Source organism: Pseudomonas protegens (assembly GCF_003732485.1).
Lineage (GTDB): Bacteria > Pseudomonadota > Gammaproteobacteria > Pseudomonadales > Pseudomonadaceae > Aquipseudomonas > Aquipseudomonas protegens_B.
This window is the reverse complement of the sequence record NZ_MOAK01000046.1, coordinates 13,302-35,879: the sequence shown is the minus strand read 5'-3', so window position 1 is coordinate 35,879 and position 22,578 is coordinate 13,302. Positions and strand designations below refer to the sequence as shown.

General features: G+C 64.3%; 20 protein-coding genes and 2 pseudogenes. 4 read left to right on the top strand and 18 right to left on the bottom strand.

Translation table 11 applies throughout. The annotated features are described in order from the left end of the window. From BLX41_RS33625 to BLX41_RS11835, 3 genes are all read right to left on the bottom strand, one after another. Positions 1-282: hypothetical protein (locus BLX41_RS33625; RefSeq protein WP_221179204.1), on the bottom strand; the 282-nt coding region annotated here is incomplete at its 3' end. Between the two features lie 112 nt (positions 283-394). Beyond that, entirely contained in the window at positions 395-2,119 is a 1,725-nt protein-coding gene (locus tag BLX41_RS11840; protein ID WP_123725022.1) for an alkaline phosphatase D family protein, read from the bottom strand. A gap of 36 nt (positions 2,120-2,155) precedes the next feature. After that, on the bottom strand, positions 2,156-3,592 hold the full coding sequence (locus BLX41_RS11835) for an MFS transporter (RefSeq protein ID WP_123725021.1): 1,437 nt from the start codon (positions 3,590-3,592) through the stop codon (positions 2,156-2,158). Positions 3,593-3,719: 127 nt separating this feature from the next. Here BLX41_RS11835 and BLX41_RS11830 point away from each other — a divergent pair, with 127 nt between their 5' ends. Continuing rightward, positions 3,720-4,643, top strand: coding sequence for a LysR family transcriptional regulator (locus BLX41_RS11830; protein WP_123725020.1), 924 nt, complete (start codon positions 3,720-3,722; stop codon positions 4,641-4,643). 27 nt (positions 4,644-4,670) lie between these two features. Next, positions 4,671-5,132, top strand: coding sequence for a hypothetical protein (locus tag BLX41_RS11825; protein ID WP_123725019.1), 462 nt, complete (start codon positions 4,671-4,673; stop codon positions 5,130-5,132). A 70-nt stretch (positions 5,133-5,202) separates the two neighbouring features. Here BLX41_RS11825 and BLX41_RS37300 read toward each other — a convergent pair. The 12 genes and pseudogenes from BLX41_RS37300 to BLX41_RS11765 form a co-directional block, all read right to left on the bottom strand. Continuing rightward, positions 5,203-5,745 (bottom strand): annotated as a pseudogene (locus BLX41_RS37300) (methyl-accepting chemotaxis protein); the annotation flags it as partial. Between the two features lie 579 nt (positions 5,746-6,324). Next, a pseudogene (locus BLX41_RS37295) lies at positions 6,325-6,963 on the bottom strand (cache domain-containing protein); the annotation flags it as partial. 522 nt (positions 6,964-7,485) lie between these two features. Then, on the bottom strand, positions 7,486-7,902 hold the full coding sequence (locus BLX41_RS11815) for a fascin domain-containing protein (RefSeq protein WP_047285711.1): 417 nt from the start codon (positions 7,900-7,902) through the stop codon (positions 7,486-7,488). Positions 7,903-8,224: 322 nt separating this feature from the next. Further along, positions 8,225-8,518, bottom strand: a complete 294-nt coding sequence (locus BLX41_RS11810) for a DUF3144 domain-containing protein (protein ID WP_102864173.1) — start codon at positions 8,516-8,518, stop codon at positions 8,225-8,227. Between the two features lie 466 nt (positions 8,519-8,984). Further along, positions 8,985-10,097, bottom strand: coding sequence for a site-2 protease family protein (locus BLX41_RS11800; protein WP_123725017.1), 1,113 nt, complete (start codon positions 10,095-10,097; stop codon positions 8,985-8,987). Between the two features lie 116 nt (positions 10,098-10,213). Then, the gene (locus BLX41_RS11795; RefSeq protein ID WP_123725016.1) at positions 10,214-10,855 is read right to left on the bottom strand and encodes a glutathione S-transferase family protein; all 642 of its coding nucleotides are present in this window, start codon (positions 10,853-10,855) and stop codon (positions 10,214-10,216) included. A gap of 39 nt (positions 10,856-10,894) precedes the next feature. Then, entirely contained in the window at positions 10,895-11,923 is a 1,029-nt protein-coding gene (rtcA, locus tag BLX41_RS11790; protein ID WP_123725015.1) for an RNA 3'-terminal phosphate cyclase, read from the bottom strand. An 8-nt stretch (positions 11,924-11,931) separates the two neighbouring features. After that, positions 11,932-12,720, bottom strand: coding sequence for a nucleotidyltransferase domain-containing protein (locus BLX41_RS11785; RefSeq protein WP_123725014.1), 789 nt, complete (start codon positions 12,718-12,720; stop codon positions 11,932-11,934). A gap of 16 nt (positions 12,721-12,736) precedes the next feature. Next, positions 12,737-13,381, bottom strand: coding sequence for a hypothetical protein (locus tag BLX41_RS11780; protein ID WP_259744733.1), 645 nt, complete (start codon positions 13,379-13,381; stop codon positions 12,737-12,739). 18 nt (positions 13,382-13,399) lie between these two features. Continuing rightward, positions 13,400-14,743, bottom strand: a complete 1,344-nt coding sequence (locus BLX41_RS11775) for a PBS lyase (protein WP_123725013.1) — start codon at positions 14,741-14,743, stop codon at positions 13,400-13,402. Positions 14,744-14,747: 4 nt separating this feature from the next. Further along, positions 14,748-15,974 carry an RtcB family protein gene (locus BLX41_RS11770; RefSeq protein ID WP_123725012.1) on the bottom strand — a complete coding sequence of 409 codons (1,227 nt, stop codon included), beginning with the start codon at positions 15,972-15,974 and terminating at the stop codon, positions 14,748-14,750. A 764-nt stretch (positions 15,975-16,738) separates the two neighbouring features. Beyond that, the gene (locus tag BLX41_RS11765; RefSeq protein WP_123725011.1) at positions 16,739-18,289 is read right to left on the bottom strand and encodes an RNA-binding protein; all 1,551 of its coding nucleotides are present in this window, start codon (positions 18,287-18,289) and stop codon (positions 16,739-16,741) included. A gap of 204 nt (positions 18,290-18,493) precedes the next feature. Between BLX41_RS11765 and rtcR the strand changes: the two genes are divergently transcribed. Next, positions 18,494-20,098 carry an RNA repair transcriptional activator RtcR gene (gene rtcR, locus BLX41_RS11760; protein ID WP_123725010.1) on the top strand — a complete coding sequence of 535 codons (1,605 nt, stop codon included), beginning with the start codon at positions 18,494-18,496 and terminating at the stop codon, positions 20,096-20,098. Here the strand turns inward: rtcR and BLX41_RS11755 are convergent. The 3 genes from BLX41_RS11755 to BLX41_RS11745 form a co-directional block, all read right to left on the bottom strand. Then, positions 20,095-20,514: a PaaI family thioesterase gene (locus BLX41_RS11755; protein WP_123725009.1), complete on the bottom strand. Its 420-nt coding sequence runs from the start codon at positions 20,512-20,514 to the stop codon at positions 20,095-20,097. The genes rtcR and BLX41_RS11755 overlap by 4 nt on opposite strands. Before the next feature lie 87 nt (positions 20,515-20,601). Then, on the bottom strand, positions 20,602-20,832 hold the full coding sequence (locus BLX41_RS11750; RefSeq protein ID WP_123725008.1) for a helix-turn-helix domain-containing protein: 231 nt from the start codon (positions 20,830-20,832) through the stop codon (positions 20,602-20,604). 9 nt (positions 20,833-20,841) lie between these two features. Beyond that, the gene (locus BLX41_RS11745) at positions 20,842-21,402 is read right to left on the bottom strand and encodes a DUF2975 domain-containing protein (protein WP_123725007.1); all 561 of its coding nucleotides are present in this window, start codon (positions 21,400-21,402) and stop codon (positions 20,842-20,844) included. A 233-nt stretch (positions 21,403-21,635) separates the two neighbouring features. On the opposite strand from BLX41_RS11745, the gene BLX41_RS11740 reads away from it, so the two are divergent. Beyond that, positions 21,636-22,433, top strand: a complete 798-nt coding sequence (locus tag BLX41_RS11740; protein WP_123725006.1) for a DUF4349 domain-containing protein — start codon at positions 21,636-21,638, stop codon at positions 22,431-22,433. Positions 22,434-22,578 lie beyond the last annotated feature (145 nt).

The following is a 22,578-nucleotide window of genomic DNA, read 5'->3' as shown; positions in this document are numbered from 1 at the left end:
GCAGAAGAACTCGCTGCGTGGAACCTGTTGATCCAGTACGTAATGCTTTTGGATACGCACCGGATTTCTCTTCTGGAAGTACTTCGACTGCACAATGCCGAAACATTGGATGCCACCGGCGGCGGCCCTGATGGACTCAAGATCGGTCTGCGGAAACTGCACCAGAAAATCTGCGCCATCCACATCAGGTGTGCGCTTCAAGACCCAGAATCGTTTCAACAACAGCGCCGATGTTTTCTGCTCACCGATACTGCCGTTGATCTCCTGTACACCTAGCCCCATGCCTACGCCCCTGCCTGATTGATTGATGGAAATTCCATGACCTCCCCCGACCGGGGCAAGCGGCCAGGGAAGGTTGATTATCCATAAATCGGCACAGCGATGGACGCCCCTGCTACCAGGGCATCAGTTGCAGTCGCTCCGGCTGGTTGTTCACGCTGTCGTCCTGCTTGCGAGTCACCAGCGGCTCACCGTCGGCGCCGTGGAACTGCACCACCAACTCGGCGCTGTCGGGATGCAAGTCGAGACGGGCGAAGTTGTCGGCCTGGGTAAAGGCCCAGGTGTGGTAATCCATGGTGTGCGTACCGTCCAGGAGCGCAAAGCTATCCGGCGTCTGTGGCGCCGTTGAGTCGTGCACGTAACCGGCCGGGTCACCGTCGGCAAAGGGAAAGGGCCAGTAGAAGGCCGACGAAGTCACGGCGTAGGACTTCAGGGCCTGACCCGCGGCGCTGAACGCCAGCCGGGAAATGTTCGAGCAGTGAATGTCTCCGGAGAGGAACACCACGTTCTGCACCTGGTGCTCGATCATGGTTTCCAGCACGGCACGCCGCGTGGTGGGGAAAGCCGACCAGCAATCGCTGTCGTTCTTGTGGCGCACGGCATCAGGGTCTGTGCCCACGGTATCCACGCCGTTGGGCACAAAGACGCTGGAAGTGACCACGAACTTGGGGATGTTGCCCCGATCCTCCTGCATGTGCCGCAACCAGGCACACAGCCGGTCGAGCTGACCCGGTTCGCTGGGGTGCAGCGAAGGACGGCCCAGCAGATGGTTGTCCTCCAGGGCGTCCGGCACATCGTCGAGAAAGCGCTGGGTACGGGTGTCGAGCACAAAGAACGGGTAGTTGCCACAGGAGAAGTCATAGAACAGCTGGTTGGTCTGCAGCTGCTGCAGGTACTGATCGTCGCCGGTCATGGCCCGGCCATGGACATAGCTGTCGGCAAAGCGCGGTCCATGGCTCCACTGGTAGCTCATGTAGGCCCCCATGGCGAGGTTGAACAGCAGGCGCTTGTCACGGTCCTTGCGGATCCGGTCCTGGGTCCAGTTGTCCTCGATTTCGTGGTCGTCGAGGATCATGTAGGTAGGCAGGTGGGCCAGCAACTGGCGGATGTTCGGCGAGCCGAAGGCGCTGTGGTAGCGCTCCTCGAACTCCTCGAAGGTATCCGCCAATCCCACTGGCACCAGGCGGTTGAACAGGTCGGCATAGATCTGGTCGCCGACCATCAGCACCAGTTGCGCATCGCCATGGTCCGCCAGCATCGGCCCGAAGATGATGTCGGAGTTCTTGCGTTTCCACAGCAGCCCCGGATAGCGGCAGGACCCCAGCAAAAAGCTCAGGGGCGCCGGTTTGGCGACGGCACTGGCGTGGGTGGTGAACTCGGCCTCGACGTACATCTTGTCGACCCCGGTACGGTTCAGGTCATTGGCCCAGGCTCCAGGCTCGGGCAGGCGCTGCACCACTGACTCGCTGGAAACGTCGTCATCGTTGCTGCCCGCGTCATCGACGTTGAGCGACGCCATGCGCACCCGGTAACGGGTGTCGGGCGTCAGCACAAAGGGCTTGAGCTGCTTGCGCGCGGCCTGGTTGCTCCACAGGCTGGTATCGACCCCAAGGTTGAAGGTGCCGGTACGGTGATATTCGCGTCGCAGGCGAAAGTAGAAGATGTTGTCCGCCGCGACCCGACCGTTGCTGCCCACTACGCCTATGACGCCGATGGTGCGGATATCTTCCGCCACCCCCTTCTCGTCAAGGGCATCGGAAGCGGCGATCCATAAACGACAGGACGTATCGGTGGTGTGCCCGACAATCGGGCCTAAAGAAGGGGTGCGAAGTGTGCTCACGGTGACCTGCTCCTTGCTGGGGTGTGCAGGCCAAGCTTAGTTCGGACGCGGCAACCGACAAGCCCGATCAGGCACCTCGGACAATGGGGTGGAGCGGGCGACAATCAGCGCCAGCAGCATCAGGCCGGCGGCGACGGCAAAGGTCCAGTGCATGCCGCGGGCGACCGCCGCGACATCCGCAGGGCCGCCCTCGCCTGGTTGCGATATCCCGGCAAACAACGCCCCCATGGCAGCCGCGCCACTGATCAGGCCAAGGTTGCGTGACAGGCTCAACAGGCCCGCCGTCAGCCCCCGTTGCTGCGCTGCCACGTCGAGCATCACCAGGCTGTTGTTGGCCGCCTGGAACAGCGCATAGCTGGCGGTCACCAGGGCAATGGGCAGCAGGTACCCCGCCAGCCCCAGGCTCACGGGCAACAGCGCCAGCAGGCACAGACCGAAGAACATGCCCAGCAGCCCGAGCCGGCACAAGAGCCGGGCGCCGAGCCTATCCACCAGGCGCCCGGCGGGCACCCCGCTCAGGGTCGCCACCAGCGGGCCCAGGGACAGGCACAGACCCACCCAGACGGTCGCCAGCCCCAGCCCCTGGGACAGATAGAAAGGCCCGACCACCAGGGTGGTCATGATCACCGTGGACACCAGCAGGCTCAGTAGCAGGCTGCGGCGCAGTTGCGGCCGGCGCAGCAAGGCGGGCTGAAACAGCGGCGCGGCTACCCGTCGCTCCACCCACACCAACAGCACGCCCCCCGCCACTCCTGCCGACAACAGCCCCAGGTTCAACAGGGCCAGCGGGTTATCCCCCAGGGTCAGGGCCAGGGCATAGGCACCCAGGCTCAGGGCCAGGAGCAGAGTCCCGGGGAGATCGAAAGCGCTGGCCGACGTGGCCTTGGGGTCCTCGGGCAGGCAACGCCAGGCCAGCAGCCAAGCGAGTAGTCCCAACGGCACATTGACCAGGAAAATCCAGCGCCAGCCGACGCCGGCCAGCAACAGGCTGCCCAGGGACGGACCCAGGGTGGTGCCCAGGGCCGACAGGCTGCCCAGCACGCCCATGGCCGTTCCCGTGTGGGCCTTGGGTAGCGCATCGCCCACCAGGGCCATGCTCAGGGCCAGCATCAGGGCCGCCCCCAGGCCTTGCAGGGCCCGGGCCGCCAGCAGCCAGCCGAGGCTGGGGGCCAGGCCACAGAGCAGCGAAGCCAGGGTAAACAGGGCAATCCCGCCCAGCAGCACCCGGCGCCGCCCCAGCAGGTCTCCCAGGCGCCCGGCGCTGGCAATCAGGGTGGTGATCACCAGCAGGTAGGCCAGGACAATCCACTGCACCTGCTGGAAGGATGCCTCCAGGCTCCGGGCCAGGCTCGGCAGCGCGGCGTTGGCAATGCTGGTGTCCAGGGACGGCATCAGCGTCGCCAGCGACAGGCTGGCCAGGGCCCAGCGCGCCCGGGGTTGCAGCGCGGGACGGTTCGACTCAAGGGTGGGCATTGCGCGTACTCCATCAAGGCATTGCCCGCAAGCCTATGTCCGCCCCAGACCCGGCGGAAGACGCAGCCTTTGCAGTTAATTGATGCATCTAACGCCATGTCAGCTTTCGGCGTGCTAGATTCCGCCCATGTCGACGCCCGATCTGAATCTGCTGCTGACCCTGGACGTACTGCTGAGCGAAGGCAGTGTGGCCCGGGCCGCCCTGCGCCTGAACCTGAGCCCCTCGGCCATGAGCCGGGCCCTGTCCCGCCTGCGCCAGGCCACCGGCGACCCCTTGCTGGTCCGCGCCGGACGCGGTCTGGTGCCCACGCCCCGGGCGCTGGAGCTGCGCCAACAGGTCGGGCCGCTGGTGGAGCAAGCCCGGGCCGCGCTGCGCCCGGCCGAGCAGATCGACCTCAGGCAACTGGTGCGCACCTTCACCCTGCGCAGCCGCGACGGTTTCGTCGAGAACTTCGGCCCGGCACTGGTCAACCGCCTGCGAGCCGAAGCGCCCGGGGTACGGGTGCATTTCGTGCCCAAGCTGGACCGCGACAGCCAGCCCCTGCGCGAGGCCAGCGTCGACCTGGAAACGGCAGTGATCGATGCCGATACCAGCCCCGAGTTGCGCACCCGGGCGCTGTTTCGCGATCGCTTTATCGGCGTGGTGCGCAGCGGCCACCCCTTGAGCCGCGGCCCGGTGAGCCTCGACCACTACCTGGCCGGCCAGCACATCCTGATGTCCCATCAAGGGCACGACCACGGCCGCATGGATGATGCTCTGCAAGCCCTGGGCCGGCAGCGGCAGATCGTCACCCTGGTCAGCGGTTTTTCCGCGGCCCTGGCCCTGGCCCGGGGTTCGGACCTGATCGCCATGGTGCCCGAGCGCCACACCAGCAACCTGCGAGAGGGCCTGCACAGTTTCAACCTGCCGGTGCCGCTGCCGGAGATGACCATTTCCCTGCTCTGGCACCCGCGCATGGAGGCCGACCCGGCCCATCGCTGGTTGCGCCAGTGCGTCCACGAACTCTGCAGCAACACCGCAGCTACCCTACCCGGCGGCCACCACCGCTGATGCCCCCTTGATCGTCGAGACTCTGCAATGCCCTCACCCTCACCCTCACTCGCTGTACCCGTTGCCCCCCTCAAGTACCTGCCCGCCATCGCGGCGCTCCTTTGGGGGCTGTCCCTGGCAGTCGTCCGGGCCTGGCAACCGATGGATTATTTCTGGGAGAACTTCGCCGCCTACTGGCTGCCCCAGGGGCTGATCCTCGGCCTGCTGCTGTGCACCCGACCCACGCCGGCGCTGTTCACCGGGGTGGCCCTGGCCCTGGCCGCGCACCTGCAGCTGTTCAGCCTGTGGATCACCTCCCCGGAGGGCGCCTTGGGCTGGCTGTTCTACCTGTTCGACTTTCCCGGCGCGCTGATCGGTGCCGCCATCGCCCGTTTCCTGGCCACGCGCCTGGCTCCCGGCAAGCCGCTGATCAATGGCCTGCTGGGGCTCGGCTGGGTGTCGTTGGGGCTGTTGCTGAACTTCAAGCTGATGATGTCCAGCCAGGTCTGAAACGGGCCGGCGACTGGCCCGGAGGGACTGAAACCCGCCCGGACCACTGACGGCCCAGGCAGGCAATGCCTCAGCTGTGGCCCTGGCTGAGGTTCGACAAGCGCCCTGACAGGGCCTGCATGGCCTCGCTGACCTTGTCCAGGGCCTGGGCATCCCGGGCGTTGTCCTCGCTGATGCCGTGGATGCGCACCGCCAGTTCGTTGATCTCCTGGGTCACATGGCTCTGCTGCTGCGCCGCCACGGCGATCTGTTGCGCACGCTGGGAAATATCGTCGAAGCTGGTGACCGTGCTGGACAGCGCATCCGAAGCACCGGACGCCTCGCCCACCGCCTGGCGGGTTCGCGCCTCACCGGCCTGGATCGCCTGCACCGCCTGGCGCGAAGCCTGCTGCAGATCACTGATCATGCCGCTGATCTCGTTGGCCGAGGTCTGGGTGCGGCCGGCCAGGGTTCGCACTTCGTCCGCCACCACGGCAAAGCCCCGGCCCTGTTCCCCGGCCCGGGCGGCCTCGATGGCCGCGTTGAGCGCCAGCAGGTTGGTCTGCTCGGAGATGGCCTTGATCACGTCCAGTACCGCGCCGACCTGCTGGCTGTCCTGTTCCAGGCGCTGGATCACCGCTGCCGCCTCGGCCATTTCCGTGGACAGTTGCTGGATCGACTGACTGTTGGCATCGACCTTGTGCTGGCCCTCCTGCACCACCACCAGGGACTGGCGGGCGGTGTCGGCACAATTGTTGGTGTTCTGCGCCACTTCCAGGGCGCTGGAAGACATCTCGGTGATGGCCGTGGCCAGTTGGGTATTTTCCTGGCGTTGCTGCTCGGCACGCTGGGCCAGGGTGCCGCTCAACTCGCCCAGGCGCCCGGCCTCGTTCTGCAACTGCCGGGCTTCGCTGGCGATCTTCTGCAGCATCTGCCGCAACTGCCCGGCGTAGCGGTTGACCGCACCGCGCAAGGCACCGATCTCATCGGCCCGAGCCACGTGCAGTTCGGCGTTGTCGGTGGCCTGCCCGCGGCCCAGGGCGTCGATCTGCTGGGTGGTTTCTTCCAGCTGGGCAATCAGCTTGTGCCCGCCCAGCCAGGCGAAGAACAGCAGCAAGGCCAGCAATGGCAGGAGAAACACCAGGATCTCGGTGGTCATGGCCCGGGCCAGGCCGGTGACCTTCTGCTCCGGGGTCACCAGGCCAATGGTCCAGCCACTGCCGGGCATGCTGAACAGACTGACCCGCGCCGCTTCCTGCAATCGGCCATCTTCCGCCAGGTCCAGGCTGCGCGCCTGACCGGGACTGCCCGCCGCCTTGCTCAAGGCCTCAGCCACCGGGCCCAGCCAGGGTTGCTGTTTGCTCAAGGCCTCGAAGCTGAGCATCTGCCCCCCAGCGCTGGCCTGGGCATCGGGGAAATACAGGACATTGCCGGCCTGATCCAGGGCAAAGGCATAGCCGCCGGTGACCGAACCCTGTTCCTTTAGAAAGCGCGCCAGGTCATCCAGGCGCAGGTCGATGGTGGCGACCCCGGCAAAGGCGCCATCCTGACGATAGGGCACGCTGCATGTGGTCATCGGCACCTGGGTCACCGGGTCCTGGTAGGCCTCGGACCACAGGCAACGCCCCGGCGCACTGTTGCGGGCGCCGGTGTACCAGGCTTCATGGTGATAGCCGGCGCTGCCGGCAGCGTTGTAATCATCGGAGAACGCCAGGGGTCCGGCATCGCTGCGGGCCCAGAAGAAACTGCGGCGCTCGACGCCCGCCTCGAAGGCATTGGGTTGCGGCCAGATACCGCCGCCGGCAATCGCCTTGTCGCCTTCGTGGTCGATCACCTTGGGCAAGGTGGCCATGACCAGCGCCTGTTCCTTGGGCAGCCCTTCCACCAGATGGGCCATGCTGGCGGTCACCCCTTCGATCCCGGCCAACTGCAAGGCCAGTTGCCGGACGATGGCACTGCCGGTCTGTTCAATCAACGCCGAACTCGCCTCCACCACTCGGGGCTGTCCCCGCAGGGTCATCACGGCGAATACCGCCAACGCCGTGAACAGCAACAGCAACACACTGCCGAGGGTCAAACGATGAGACAGACGAACCGGTAGCAAGGCCATGACGAACTCCGTATCAATAGGCATTCAGAGCATATCGACCAGGGTCATGGATCACTTGAGAAAAGAGTGACGCCGGTCACGTTTTATGTGACCAGAATGTGCGTGTGAATACCCGCGACCGGCTCGGCAACGGCGCTGATGACAGCACTGGCGCTCGACAGAGCGTGTCCGGCCCTGCACCACGGGTTCAATCGGTGGACGAATGCTCGCAGCTGCGAATGACCGTCACCGTATTGCCCCGGCCGACGCCAGTAAGCTACTCGATCAACCTTCCAGAACCAGCATGAACTGGCTGAACCGGTCAATCCCGTCCTTGGACAACTGGAGCCCGGTCTCACCCATCCGCGACATCCACTTGCCATTGTCGCCGCGCAGGGAAACCTGCCCGCTGGCGGTATCGATGGCATAGGCGAATTGGCAATACTGATCGATGCTGTCCTTGGACAACTCCAGCCCCGTCGCCCCCATGCGCGACATGAACTTGCCAGTGTCGCCCTGCAGCGCAAGTTTCTTGTCGGTGCCGATTTGCACCAGCACCACCCGGAACTTGCAGTATTGGTCGATGGAGCCCTTGGAAAGCTCAAGCCCGGTCGCGCCCATCCGCGACATGTAGTTGCCCGAGTCGCCGCGCAGCGAGATGACACTGCCGTTTTCAATGACACGTTGTGGAATGACGATCATGGTTGGCACTCCTTGCTGATTGGGTGTGTTCCTGTGTGTCGCGGGGCCTGAAGCTACCGTGTCGACGGCCTCCCTGAGGAGGAGGTACGACGACCGGCATGACTTGCCGCAGGCGCAGTGTAGTTGAGCCCCTGGCGCTGCTCGGGATGGCCGCGAGACAACAGGACCAACGGTTGCCGTGGTCCTGGAACGCTCAGATCAAAGGGCTATGCAAGGCGGGCGACAGACAACCCGAGGCGATAAGTGACCCGGTTGCAGTGGGCAGCAAGCGACTGCCCGAAGCCTTCCGAACGCCGCCCAGGCAAGACCGCGTCGGCTGTTTTCAGTCCGGATTGGCGTTCATGTAGCGCGAGTAGTTCTCGACGTAATCGGTGAGGTTTTCCTCCAGCATCAGGCGGAACTCTTCAAGGAAATAGTCCACCGCCTGCTGCTTGGACGCTGCCAGTTCCTCGGCATTGCGACAACCGCAGGCGCTGACCCAGGCGCTGAAGCGCGCATTGGCGTACATCAGCGAAGCGCTGGCCTTGCCCCGGCTGCTGTCGGCAATGTGGGAGTTGGTCAACTCGATGATGGCGTCGGCGCGGTTGTAGAAATCCTGATCCGGTTCGTTGGCCACGGGGCGTTCCTCTTGCTGGGTAGGGAAAATAAAGCGCCGGAGTATAAGAGTTTTGCGCCCGCATACCGATCACTTTCACCCACTGCCCTGCACTTCCCGACTACTGCCCGCCCCTTGCAGGAGCCGGCTTGCCGGCGAACAGGACCCTGGGCTATGCGGCGTTCTTGCGGGCGCCTTCGCTGGCAAGCCAGCTCCTACGATCATCCACCGCACCGCACACACCTGTAGGAGCCAGCTTGCTGGCGAAGAGGCCCTGGGTTGTGCGGTGTTCTGCGGGTGCCTTCGCTGGCAAGCCAGCTCCTACGATCATCCGCCGCACCGCACACACCTGTAGGAGCCAGCTTGCTGGCGAAGAGGCCCTTGAGCCCTGCAACGTTCTAAGGGACACCTTCGCTGGCAAGCCAGCGCCTACGGTGCCTGTGGCCGGGAAGCCCATGGATCTCGCGAACACCCCGCAACGGCCACGCTATGGCCCCGGCAGGGCCCGCAGGTGTGCGGCCAGCAAGGCTTCGCTCTTGCCCTGGGACAACACCACGCAACTATCCGCGGCCCGCAGTGCTTGCTGCACATACACCTCGCCCTGCTGTCGATCACCTTCGAGGATTGCCGCCAACGCCAGGCATCGCGGCCGCAGCCAAGGCGCGTACCAGTCGACATCGGCTCCCAACGGGAGGCCCTTGAGGATGCTGGCATCGCGCTGCAGATAGGCACGGCTGAAAGCCAGCTCGCCACGCAACAACTCGATCAGGACGCTCATCCCCGTGAGTTCCCCGGCCCGGGCCGCAAGCAACTCATCCAGCTCCTGCTCCATCTGCAGTACCCCGGGCCAGTCGCCCCGGTCCTGCCTTGCGTTGAGCCGGTAGCCGAAGGCGACCAGGGGTTCGGGCATGGCGCCCCGGGCCAGACGCTCAAGGTCCTGGGCCGGCAGTTGCGCGCTGGGGACGCCGGCCACGGTCAAGGCCAGCAGGCGCGCCTGGGCCAGCTCCGGACGTTGATCGTCGCGATGCACATACCAACCCAGCAAGAGCATGCCGTCGCTGGGTGATACCCGCCAGGCCGGCAGCAGGTTGCCCACCCCCATCACCAGATTGATGACGGCAAAGGCCAGGGCCATGGCGCCGGGCACCCCTTGCCAGTGCAGCCCCAGCCCCAGGGCCGCACCGCCCACCAGCAGGTTCAGCAGCGGCCCGCTCAGCGCCACCACCATCCACTGACCACGCAACGGCCGTTGCGGATTGCTCGCGGCCATCACATAGCCCCCCAGGCGATTGCGCTTGAGCTGCGGCGACCAACGCAAGCGCCCGCCGCGCCGAAGCACCTGCAGCTCCACGGCGGCAATTCGTACCTGCAACACCGGCATCGCGCACCAGCGGGCGCCCAGGTAATGCCCGCCTTCATGCACCAGCACACTGATGATCACCAGCAACGAGGCCAGGAACATGGCCAGAAAGGGCTGCCACCCGGACTTGATGGTGAGCCCCAGCACCAGAGCGGCGAGAAACCAGCCACTGAGCAACACCACGCGCTGCACCATCGTCAGCAATTTGTTCAAGGCCTTGAGCCAGACGTTGCCATCCATCACGTACTTCCCTGAGAAAACCAACCGTTGCACAACCTGTAGGAGCCGGCTTGCCGGCGAAGAGGCCCATGAGCCCTGCATCGTCCTCAGGGACGCCTTCGCTGGCAAGCCAGCGCCTACGATGAGGATGCACAGGGCCAGTGGCGGGCCAGGATCGCGGCGATGGGCGGCTCGTGGTCGATGCGTTGCAACAGGGCGAAAAAATCGGGATGGCTGCCGCGCAGATGCTCACGGGCGCCGGACCAGCGGGACACCACCGCCGCCTGGATATCCAGGGCGCCCGGCGCCGCACCACCGAGGAAGGGTCGTGCAGCGAACTGCTGGGCGAACACCTCCCAACTGCGCAACAGGCGATCGGCCGTGGCACTGCGCACTCGCGCCTTGAGCGGCTCGTCGGCGTCGCTGATCCAGCGCTCCGGGTAGTCGAGAATACCGATGGCCGAATAGCAGTTGGCGGTGATGTACACCAGGCCGCGAATCACCTGGGCCCGGGCCGATGCCCGGGCAGGCAGCAGCCCGGAGTCGGGAAACTCCAGGCCCAGGTGGATCAGGATCGCCGCACTTTCGGTGAGGATGCTGCCGTCCGGCAGTTGCAAGGTGGGAATCTGCAACAGTGGATTGAGCCGCGCCAGGGCCTCGCGCCCCGGGCTGTCTTCCCAGGGCGCGGCCTCGATGCTGCGATACGGCGCCCGGCAATACTCCAGGGCGATCTCGACGATGGCCGAACCGCTGCCCAGGCCTCCATACAAGTGATACATGGCGACAACCTCTTTGATGACCGCAGCACTCTACACAGCTCAAACCAGAGCGTGACACTCCACGCGCAGCCGTTGCTCGCTCAACAAGCGCGACTCGATGCGCACCGGCAGAAACGCTTCGATCACCCGGATATTGCTCTCCAGATGCTCGGTCATGCGCGGTGTGGTGAAGCTGCCGCCACCGGCCAGGGCCATGGGCAGCAGCAGTTGATCGGCCAGGTGCTCAGCCACCGCCGCGCCGGAATCCAGCCAGTCCCGGGCCTGATCGATGGTGCCGTCGGCGACCTTTTCCGCCCGTAGGCTGTTCTGGCCGAAACCACTGAACAGCTCGGTCAGGTGTTCGAAGGCGAACTCCAGCAACAGCACATTGCCCGGGCCGTATTGTTCATCCAGCTGCACCGGGGTGAGGTGCTCACGAGGCAATTCCAGGCGATTGTGCACCCGACGCAACTCGCGTTCCGCCACATGCTCGGGCAAGCCCGCGCTGAGTGCCCAGGCCCGACTCCCCAGCAGTGCGCCACGCTCCTCAAGGTGCAGAGGCTGCAGCACCGACGGTTGAACAAAGGCCTCCAGCTCACCACCGCCGGCCGGGACGAAGCCGTGGCGCAGCAGTTGCAGTTCCACCCGCCCGCCCATGCGCCGCAGCTGTGGCAACCAGGCCTGCTGGAGAAAATCCACCGGTGGCGCCAGGGGGTTGTGGGTGCCGCCGCTGATGCTCACACGGCTGGGCTGCGGCGCCTGCAACAAGGCCGGCAGCAGGGTCTGCAGCACCAGGGTGCAGCTGCCCGCAGTGCCGATGGCAAAGCGGTAGTCGCCGCCGCGGATCGGTCCCGGTTCGAAGGTCAGCGCCTGAGAGCCGAGTTCGACCCCCGAGGTCCTGGCGCCACAGACCTGTGCCGCAGCCTGCACCGCCGTCAGGTGCTGGCGCAGCAGCCCCGGGCGGCTGCGCCGGGCACGAATACTATGGATACGCAGGGTCTTGCCGCTGAGCATCGACAGGCTCAAGGCGCTGCGCAGTACCTGACCGCCGCCGATGGCGCCGTCCAGTTCGATTACATCCTGTTTCATTACATTCCTCAGGCGTAGTGCCGGACCGTTTCTCGCAAGTAGGCGTCCAGCAACGCGTTGTCTTCATGGGTACGCGCAAGCTTCGGCACCGGGCGTTCCAGCTCCGCGGCGATAAAGGCGTGCAGCGCCTGGCGCCGCGGTCCGTAGGCGGACTCGTCGGCGCAGCGTTTCAAAACCAGCAGCTCAGCCACTTCGTCCAGCAGTGGCTGATGGTCGACGGTGGTCAGCAGATCGGCAAAGGTCATCGGCGGTCGGCCGCGACCCTGGTCGATCCAGCGCACCGCCAGCAACGGCCGCAGAACGTAGAAGTACTTCTTGAAACGCACGCTGTCGCCTTGCAGGTAACCGCGAAAGTTCTTCCTGGCCATCGACAGATAATGATTGCGCGCTGCCGGCGGGCTGTAGAACGCCTCCGCCAGCTCCCGCAGGCGCGCAGCGGCGACCGGCTCGCTGCGATACACCAGGGGCGAATCCAGCCATTCCAGCAGGGTCGGGTTGGACTTGCGCAACAGCCCGAGGGTCTTGCGCAGTTCCCAGCCGCTGATGTCCAGCTCGTCATCCAGGGGCCGCTCGATCACATCGCGCCCGGCATCCACCTGGATGAACCACTCGGGCTTTTCCACATAGACGAAACGCACGTCGTAATCACTGTCGGTGGAGGCAAAGCCCCAGGCCCGACTGCCGGATTCGCAGGCATACAGCACCTGCACATTGCGCTCGCGCTCGATCCGCGCCAGCTCGGCCAATACCCGTTCGCGCATGGCGCTGCTCAGGGGATGGGGCTCCAGGTGTTCCATGATCCTTTTTCCTTGTTCAATCGGTGGCGCTGGCAGCCAGCACACTCAGGGTCCGGCGCACGGGGTTCCACACCGTCAGGCACCAGACGCCCCACCACTCCAGGCCTTCGTCGAAATAGTCACTCCAGGGCAGCAGGTGCGGGCCCATGTCCGGCGCCTGACAGTCCAGTTCCAGGTTGCCTACCCAGTTGATCACCTGGGGCTGCTGTTCGGGGTCCAGCCCCAGCAAGTCCAGCCATTGGCCGTACACCTGCCGAGCCTGCTCGGCGCCACCAGGGAAATGCAGCCCGTATGGCGGCTGGCGAAACGCCCGGTACAAGGCCAGGTCCTGCAACTCCAGGTTTTCGCAGACCAACTGCCGGACCTGCTCTTGACTGAGCAGCTCGGGCACCGCCCGCTCCTGCTCCCAGCGCATCGAGGTCAGGCCGACGTCGGCGTAACGCGGGTCCTGGCGCAGCTTTTCCCAGCGCTCGCGGCGTTCGGCCATCAGCTGCAGATACAGGTGCTGCAAGCCCTGGCGATGCAGTGCTTGATCCACCTCGGCCTCTGGTTCGACCGCCAGCACCACAAAATCGAAGACGCAGTACCCCTCCTTCAGTTGCTGGCGCAACGCGCGGCAGGGTTCATCTTCCGTCCGGGTCAACAGTGGCCGCGGCTGCATAAGGTCGCTCTCCATTCTTCAAAGCAGGCGCTTAGCCGAACCAGCGGGCAATTCTCCGGCCGCTTCCATGGCCTGCAAACGCTGCAGCATGGCTTCGCGCAGCGGCTTGGGGGTGACCGGATCGAACATCCCGTAGCGGCTATCGCACCAGCGCGCCAGGGTCTGGCGCCAATAGACGGCTTCGCTGCCGCCCTGCCCCAGACGCCACAGCAGGTACTCCAATTGACGCCAGCCCGGCTTGAGGGCCAGCAGAGCCCAGCGCCGCGCCTTCGGCAGGTCATGCCAGTGCTGATCCAGACGCTGCTCCAGGGCCTCGTCGAAGACTGCCCAGGGTTGCTCGTGCAACAGGCCCAGCGCGCAGTTGAAGACCTTGTCCGAGGTGTCGTCCAGGGCCGCCAGTTGCTCGGCCATGCCACGCTCGCCCAGGGTCTGCAGGGCCAGCAGGCGCACACTCGGCGCCGGCGAGACCAGGGCCTGTCGCACCATGGCGTCGGCCCGGGGCTCCTGCAGCTCCTTGACCAGCCCCAGCAGACCCAGCCAACCACGCTTGTTCCGTGGTGCCGGTAGTTGCAGGCGCTGCAGCAACACCTCACGCGGGTCCAGCCCGTGACGGGGCGCGGCCCAATGGGCCAGGCAACGCAAGGCCCCCGAAGGGTCCCGCAATGCCTGACTCAGATACTCGCGAGGGTCGGCCAGCAACGGCAGCAACAAGCGCAGAGCCTTGACCCGCACACTGGCGCCGCAGCTGTGCATCACCTCTTCCAGCAAAGGCACGGCCTGCGCGGCCGGCAGTTCGGCGCAGGCATCCACCGCCATCTGCCGCACACTGACCTCACTGTGACGCAGAGCCCGAGCCAGCAGCGCCGTCCGATCCTGCGCCCCTTCGAGCAACAGCTCGAAGACAAAGCGCGCGGCCTTGCCTCGGCAATCACCAAAGGCGCCTTCAACTTCTTCGCGTACCTGGGCCAACTGCAACACCGAACGCGCCCGCTCCAGGGTCGCGCCGTGGTCGGCGCGCTGTTTGCCGGCCAGGGCCAGCAGTGGTTTCAGGCTCTGCAACAACAGCTCGGCGCGCTCTGGCGCCAGATACCCCTCGACCGCCGCAGCGGCCTCCTGGCGTACCTGGGGCACCCAATCGTTGAGGCGTTCCAGCAAAGCCGCCAGGGCCTCGGCCGAAGGCTGTGCGGCCAGGCCGCGCACGGCGGCCTGACGCACGAAACCGTTGCCGAAGCGGCTCAGTTCCAGCCAGGCGCTGTGCCTGTCCAATTCGTCCATCACCTCCCGCACGCGGCGGGCTTCGTAGTCGCTCAACTGGTAATGCCAGCCGGGCGGCGCCGCTATCAAGGCGTCCATGTCGTCCATTGTTCTACCCCTTAACGCACACCACCTGACGCAGGGTGTGCAGCACTTCCACCAGCTCGCGCTGGGCGTGCATCACTTGGTCGATGTCCTTGTAGGCCATCGGGATTTCATCGATCACCGCTTCGTCCTTACGGCACTCCACATGGGCGGTCGCGCGGATCTGGTCGGCCAGAGTGAAGGTGTTCTTGGCCTTGGTGCGGCTCATGGTACGCCCGGCACCGTGGCTGCAGGAGCAGAACGCCTCTTCGTTACCCAGCCCGCGGACGATGAAGCTCTTGGCCCCCATCGACCCCGGGATGATCCCCAGCTCGCCCTTCTTCGCCGACACCGCGCCCTTGCGGGTCACCAGCACCTCTTCACCGAAGTGGCGCTCCTTCTGTACATAGTTGTGGTGGCAGTTGACTGCCTCCAGCGCCACTTCGAAGGGCTTGCTGATCACCTTGCGGGTGGCCTGGATCACCAGTTGCATCATCAGCTCACGGTTTTGCCGGGCAAAATCCTGGGCCCAGGCCACGGCTTCCACGTAATCGTTGAAGTGCTGGCTGCCTTCCTCGAAGTAGGCCAGGTCACGGTCCGGCAGGTTGGCGATATGTTGACGCATATCGGCCTGGGCCAGATGAATGAACAGGTTGCCGATGGCGTTACCTACACCACGGGAACCGCTGTGGAGCATGAACCAGACCCGGTTGGCTTCATCCAGGCAGACCTCGATGAAGTGGTTACCGCCGCCGAGTGTTCCCAGGTGCTGGCGGTTGTTGCTGTTGGCCAGGGCCGGGTACTTATCGGTGATCGCCTTGAAGCGTGGATGCAGCGCCGCCCAAGCCAGGTCGGTCTGCTGCGGCACATCACCCCAGGCGCCTTTATCGCGACCGCTACGGGGCGAAGTACGACCGTGGGGCACCGCCGCCTCGATGGCGCTACGCAACCCGGCCAGGTTATCCGGCAGGTCGGAGGCAGTCAGCGAGGTACGGGCAGCGATCATTCCGCAACCGATATCCACCCCGACCGCGGCCGGAATGATCGCGCCTACGGTGGGGATCACGCTACCGATGGTCGAACCTTTACCCAGGTGCACGTCCGGCATCACGGCCAGGTGCTTGAAGATGAACGGCATCTTCGCGGTGTTCATCAACTGCTGGCGGGCTTCGTTTTCCACGGGCACGCCCTGGGTCCACATCTTGATCGGCTTGCCGTTGGCGACTTCCAGCAGTTGGTAGGTTTTGTGTTCCATGTCGTTGACTCTTTTTCCTGTGGCCAGTGATTCGGCCTTGTTCAATAGGGTGTGCAGGAGCCGGGGCGCAGCAGACGATCTCGGGGGCCTCTTCGCTGGCAAGCCAGCTCCTACGGAGTTGCGGTGTTCGGTGCAGGCGGCGACAAGTGGAGGTGGAACATGCAGCGCGCTCTGCCTCTGAGCTAGCACCTTGCGGTGAACGGGACTCGAACCCGCGACCACGCTGTCCTGTAGTTCCACCGGCATTCGCCGGGTCAATCGGTGCAGGCCAGGCCTGCGGGCAGCGACAAGGGAACAGGCACATTTGCTCTACCGACTGAGCTACAGCCTTGCGGCTGGCGGGGTTCGAACCCGCGACACCATGTAGTACCTGTGGCATTCGCTGCCATCCCGCCGAGGCGGGGAAAAAGATGCGACGACAAGGGTCGATGAAACAATGCGTTCGTGTTCTGACCATTGAACCACGGCGCCGTTTTCCAGCACCGGCGGGAATCGAACCCGCATCCCGAACCTGGGATGTAGTTCCACCAGCATTCGTCGCAAAAACTGCAAAAAAGGTGGCACGACAAAAGAAGTGACTGATGGCCGGATTCGAACCGGCTTAACCAGGATGTACAGCCACTGGCATTCGTGCCCTCACCGGCCCTGACAAAATTTGCTGAGACGTCTTTGGATGTAGTCACAGCGGCATTCAGGGCCAATGATCAAAAGATCTGTGGTGTGCGCCGGCTGGCCGGCGCACGGTTTATCTCATGTTCCAGCGATCAGAGCGCCATCGCCTCGATTGCCTTGACCCAGTGCTGCGCACCGTAGTTACCCGCAGTGAACTGCTCGATCACATCGAACACCGCGTCACTGAAGCCGCCGACGTTGAGGATGTCCTCGCGGTCTGGCGCCTGGGTCGTGGCGCCGGGTTGCATATCGATGCACACCAGCTTCGCCTGCGGGTTGATGGCCTTGATCCGCTCCCACTGGCGCATCGTTTCCGTGGCGCCATGACGTCGCGCATCGATCCACGACTCGTTGTCCGAGACCAGGATCAGGGTGTCCACGCGGCACTTGGCGTTGGCCAGTTGGGCCAGGGGTGCCGAGCAGTTGGTCCCGCCACCACCGATGTCCGCCAGCTTCTGGGCGTTGCTCATCACGCTGTCCCGAGGGTTGAGGCGGATGTTCACCACCTCCCGCTCGAACGGCATGACCCGCGCCGCCGGCTGCTTGCGCAACACCGCTGCCGCCACCAGTGCCGCCACATCGATGCAACGCACCGCCGTGGTGGCGCCCTGGCGATAGCCGGTAACCGGGCTGTGCATCGACCCCGAGACATCCGGGCACACCACCACCTTGCCTTGCAACGCCGGGACGTTGGCCAGAGACAGTTCCAGAGCATCCTGCAGCGCCTCGCGGACCAACTGCGGTACATCCTCGCCAGCCATGCGGTAGGCCGCCAGCAGTTGGTACGGGTAAACCCGGGCCTTGGCCACTTCACCGGCATCCGCCAGCCGCGCCGCCACATATTCAGTGCAACCCGGCACCTGGAACGCGCCGTGGCGGGCCAGGGTGTTGAGGTTCATGCGCAGTCCCTGCCAGCCCATGTTGCGGGCCTGACCGGCCCATTGCTCGGCACTCAGCGTTTCGTTGCCCAGCAACTGGAACGGCACCTGCGGCACCTGGGTTGTCGCGCCACTGCGAAACGCCAGCAGTTCGCGGGTCAGCTCAGGCAACGCCTGCACATCCACCGGTTTGCCGATCAACCAGGCAAAGAAGGCTTCACGCCAGGCTTGCGTTGGCTTGGGGTGAACCATCTTCACCACGTCCGCCAGGGACGGCTGGTTACCCACCGAGGCCTGCAACAGCTGGCGCTCGGTAGCGCTGTTCAACCAGTTCTGCACCAGACGCTTGGGCTGCGACCCCAGGGATTTACGCCCGGTCACGCCGCTGCGCAGGATCTGCACGAAGTTGCGCAGCATCTTGCCGTTGTCCACCACCTGAGCGAACAGCTCCGGTACCAGGGCCGAGCGTTGCGCCGTCAGCGCCGCCAGCAGCAGCGCCGGCATGTCTTTCATATGGCCTTGCTGCCGAGCGTAACGGGCGGCCTGGGCGACGAAGCGGCTGTCCAGCTCGCTCACCAGTTGCAGCACCGCTTCCAGCTGGCCTTCAGGCGAGGTGTAGAAGGTCGAGTTCAGGCAACCGGTGACCGCCAGCTGGGCCAGGCGATGCTTGGCGTTGTAGGCATAGGCCCCGGCCTTGGAAGCGTTCAGGGTGGTGCTCGCTGGCGCTTTTGCCTGTTGGGTGTTGAACAGCTGGAAGTTGGCCATCTTGGCGTCTCGCTCTGTTGTCTTGTTCGTTGCCAGATACATTGCAGCCGCTGTGCCAGGTTTTGATTTTCCAACAAATTATTTTTCAACTCATTGATTTATAAAGTTTTTATTTTTTATCACTTTTTCATCAAGTATCCGGCAAGACAAACGCCTCGATAATTTTATATCTTTGCTTATCGTTTTTTATCTCCAGGTATAAACATGTCGAACAAGCCCACGGTCGCCATAGGTTTTGTCGGTTCCACCCTCGATCGCGTCGGCAAGGGTGCCAACCGCTGGAGCCATTGGCGGCCCACGGTCGGTCTGTGCCAGCAGCAGGATGTGCTGATCAACCGCCTGGAGCTGATCCATGGCCTGGACGCGCGGGATGTCAGCCTGGCCGAACGGGTGGCCAACGACGTGCGCCAGGTGTCGCCGGAAACCGAGGTGCGCCTGCACCCCATGGGCCTGAACAATCCCTGGGATTTCGAGGAGGTGTACGGCGCCCTGCACGACTTCACCAGCGCCTACCCGTTCGACACCGAGCGCGAGGACTACCTGGTGCACATCACCACCGGCACCCACGTGGCGCAGATCTGCTGGTTCCTGCTGACCGAGGCGCGCTACCTCCCTGCCCGGCTGATCCAGACCTCACCGGCGCGGCGCCGCGACCCGGACCAGCACGCCACCGGCACCCACGCCCTGATCGACCTCGACTTGTCGCGCTACGACCGCATCGCCTCGCGTTTTGCCCACAAGCGCCTGGAGGGCCTGGCCTTCCTCAAGTCCGGGATCGCCACCCGCAACCCGGCATTCAACCGCTCCATCGAGCAGATCGAGCGGGTCGCGGTGCGCTCCAGGGCACCGATGCTGCTGATCGGCCCCACCGGTGCCGGCAAGTCGTTCCTGGCCCGGCGCATCTATGAACTCAAGCGCGGGCGGCATCAGGTGCAGGGGCGTTTTGTCGAGGTCAACTGCGCCACCCTGCGCGGCGACGGTGCCATGTCGGCGCTGTTCGGCCATATCAAGGGCGCCTTCACCGGCGCCCAGAACGCCCGGGAGGGCCTGCTGCGGGCGGCCCACAGCGGCATGCTGTTTCTTGATGAGATTGGCGAACTGGGACTGGACGAACAGGCGATGCTGCTCAAGGCCATCGAGGAAAAACGCTTCTTCCCCATGGGCGCGGACCAGGAAGTGGAGAGTGACTTCCTGATCATCGCCGGCACCCACCGCGACCTGCGCGGCCGGGTGGCCCAGGGCCTGTTCCGCGAAGACCTGTATGCGCGGATCAACCTCTGGACCTTCAACCTGCCGGGACTGGCGGGACGCCGTGAAGACATCGAACCGAACATCGACTTCGAACTGGAACGTCACGCCCGGGAACAGGGGCAACTGGTGCGCTTCAACCTGGAGGCGCGGCGCCGCTACCTGGCCTTTGCCAGCTCCAGCGAAGCGGCGTGGCTGGGCAACTTCCGCGAGCTGTCGGCCTCCATCACCCGCATGGCCACCCTGGCCGACAGCGGACGCATCGACCAGGCCCAGGTCGAGGAGGAAATCCAGCGCCTGCGCCACGCCTGGGGCCTGGAAAACACCGAGGACCAATTGCAGGAACTGCTGGGCGACGCGGCGGAACTGGACCTGTTCGACCGCCTGCAGCTCAAGGCGGTGATTACCGAATGCCGTCGCGCCGACAGCCTGTCGGACGCCGGGCGCCGGCTGTTCGGCGTGTCACGCCTGGGCAAGGCCAACCCCAATGACGCCGACCGCCTGCGCAAATACCTGGCGCGCTTCGGCCTGGACTGGAAGCAGATCAACCCCGGCGACTAATCCCGCGGCGCCGGCACCGCGAACACCCCGCTGGCCCGCGCCACTTCACGCTCGCCGACCCGCAGCACCACCGTGGCAAAAGCCATCTGCCGACCGCGCTTGGCATGCTCCAGGCGCACCTCGATCCAATCCCCTACCTGCACCGCCCCCAGGTAGTCGAGGGTCATGCTGGCGGTGATCAAGGGCAGCGGTGGATCGCTGGAAAACGCCATGGCGTACCCCATGCCGATGTCCGCCAGGGTGGCGATGATGCCGCCATGCACCGTGCCCCGGCCATTGGCATGCCGGGTGTCGGCGCGCAGACCGAGGCACAGCTCGCGGCCACTGCCGCGACCATAGACCGGGCCGATCAGCTCCAGCAGCGGGCTGCTGCGGGGCAAGGGACTGAAGCCCTGGGGGATAGTCGATTCACTCATGGTGTTTTCCTTGAAAAAGGCAGTCCGATGGGTAGTTACCAACGCCGGCCTCCAGAGCCCTCCTACCAGCAGCTCGCAATGAGGCAACTAAACAGAGTCGGTCAACACGTAGGGTTGCGGTTGGTACACCAACAGGTCACCAGGCTGGCAGCTCAAATGGCGACAAATCGCTTCAAGGGTACTGAGGCGCACCCCCTTGACCTTGCCTTGCTTCAACAAGGACAGGTTTTGTTCGTTGATGCCAATCGCTGCTGCAAGGTCTTTTGACTTCACCTTGCGCTTCGCCAACATCACGTCCAACTCAATAATGATTGTCATGAAGCGACCTTATACAAAAGTTTGATTTTCAGAGTCGACTTCACTCGCCCGCAGCAAAATCCGGGCGATCACAGCAATGCATCCGGCAAGGAAAAGCGCGACGAAATCGGCAGGCGTGAAGCTGACGGTAACAAGATGCTCGCCGGGCGGCGCATGCAGGGTGACCAGAATGCTCAGTAGCGGCGTGCATATAAAACCTGAAACCACCCAGAGCACGACCCCGCGCCCCACTTTCCCCAAGTGAACGGCAGCGCTACTGGAAAAATACTCGCCACGGGCATACCCCTGAAACAGGCGACGAAGGTGATTCAAGCCACTGGCCAAGGCGACCAAAGGCACGCTGGAGACCAGAATCGCCCCTACTACTTGCCACCATGCAAGGGTTTCAATTTTTACAGCAAGCTGATTGAGCATCACTCCGCTCAGTGAAAATCCCACTCCCAATCCATCGCTTGACCCCAGGATCGGAAAGATCCACAGCGCGGCATTGAAAACCAGCATGCACGTAATGAACACCAGCGTTAGAACAGCCATACGCTGGCTAAATTGAGCGAGAGGGTTAAGGGACATAGGTTTGCCTCATGGATGATTGACGCGCAGACAATACAAATAAAATTATCGTGCAGCAATAATTTTTATACGTTAACTACCAATTAATTTCTTATTAGAGCGATCTTGGTAAACGAAGTACCTGGCCGGTATTTGGCTTTCATGAACCACAACAAGATCGTAGCCATCCCCGGAAGGACGCTAAGATGCGCGCCTGCGCCCTGGTCGCAGTTCCAAGCATTCAAGGAGCCCCCATGCAACATCAGGATGATCAGCCTTCCATCCACCGCCGACTGGCCTTTGCCCTGCTGGGTGCCCTGGCCCTCAGCGCCTGCTCTCCCAGTGATCACAACAGCTCCGCGGTGGCCCTCGGTGGTGCCCAGGGCAAGGCCGGCGCCCTGCTGGCCTACGAGCACGAACTGACCCTGTCCCTGCCTGCCGAGCAAATCGGCCCGCACCTGACACAAACCCGTGAAGCCTGCGAAAAAGCCCAGTTCGGCCCCTGCAACATCTTGCTCCTGGAGCAAGGCCCGTACCGCGCCCGGGTGGTGCTGCGAATCGTTCCGGACGGGGTCGAGCCCATCGTCCAGCAGGCGTCCCAGGGAGCGGAACTGGGTGAGCGCATCACCAGCGCCGAAGACCTGGCCGATGCCGTGGCCGATGTGCAACGCCAGCAACAGCGACTCAAGGCCCAGCAACAGCGCCTGGATGAACTGGCGGCGCGCAAGGACATCAGCGTCAGCGACCTGATCGCCCTGAGCAAGGAGCAAGCGGGAATCGAGAACGACCTGCAAGCGCTGGCCCAGACAGCTGCCGGACAACAGCGTCGCCTGGACACCAACCGCCTGACCCTGAACTTCCTGCCCAGCAACGGCGCCGAACGCGGCTCGAGCCTCAAGCGCGCCTTCAGCAACCTGCTGGACAACCTGTCCGACGGCACAGCCGAAGCCCTGGAGAAAGGCAGCTATGCCCTGCCTTTCGTGATCCTGGCCTTCCCGCTGGCGATGCTGTGGGTGTGGCTGTGGCGCAAGTTCGTCCGTCGTCGCCCCTGAGTTCTGCAGCGCTCCCAAGGGCGCCTTCGCTGGCCAGCCAGCGCCTACGGTTAGCCCACACACCGCGTAAAGCCCCGTAGGAGCCGGCTCGCCGGCGAAGAGGCCCGCGAATCCTGCAGCGCGCTCAAGGACGCCTTCGCTGGCA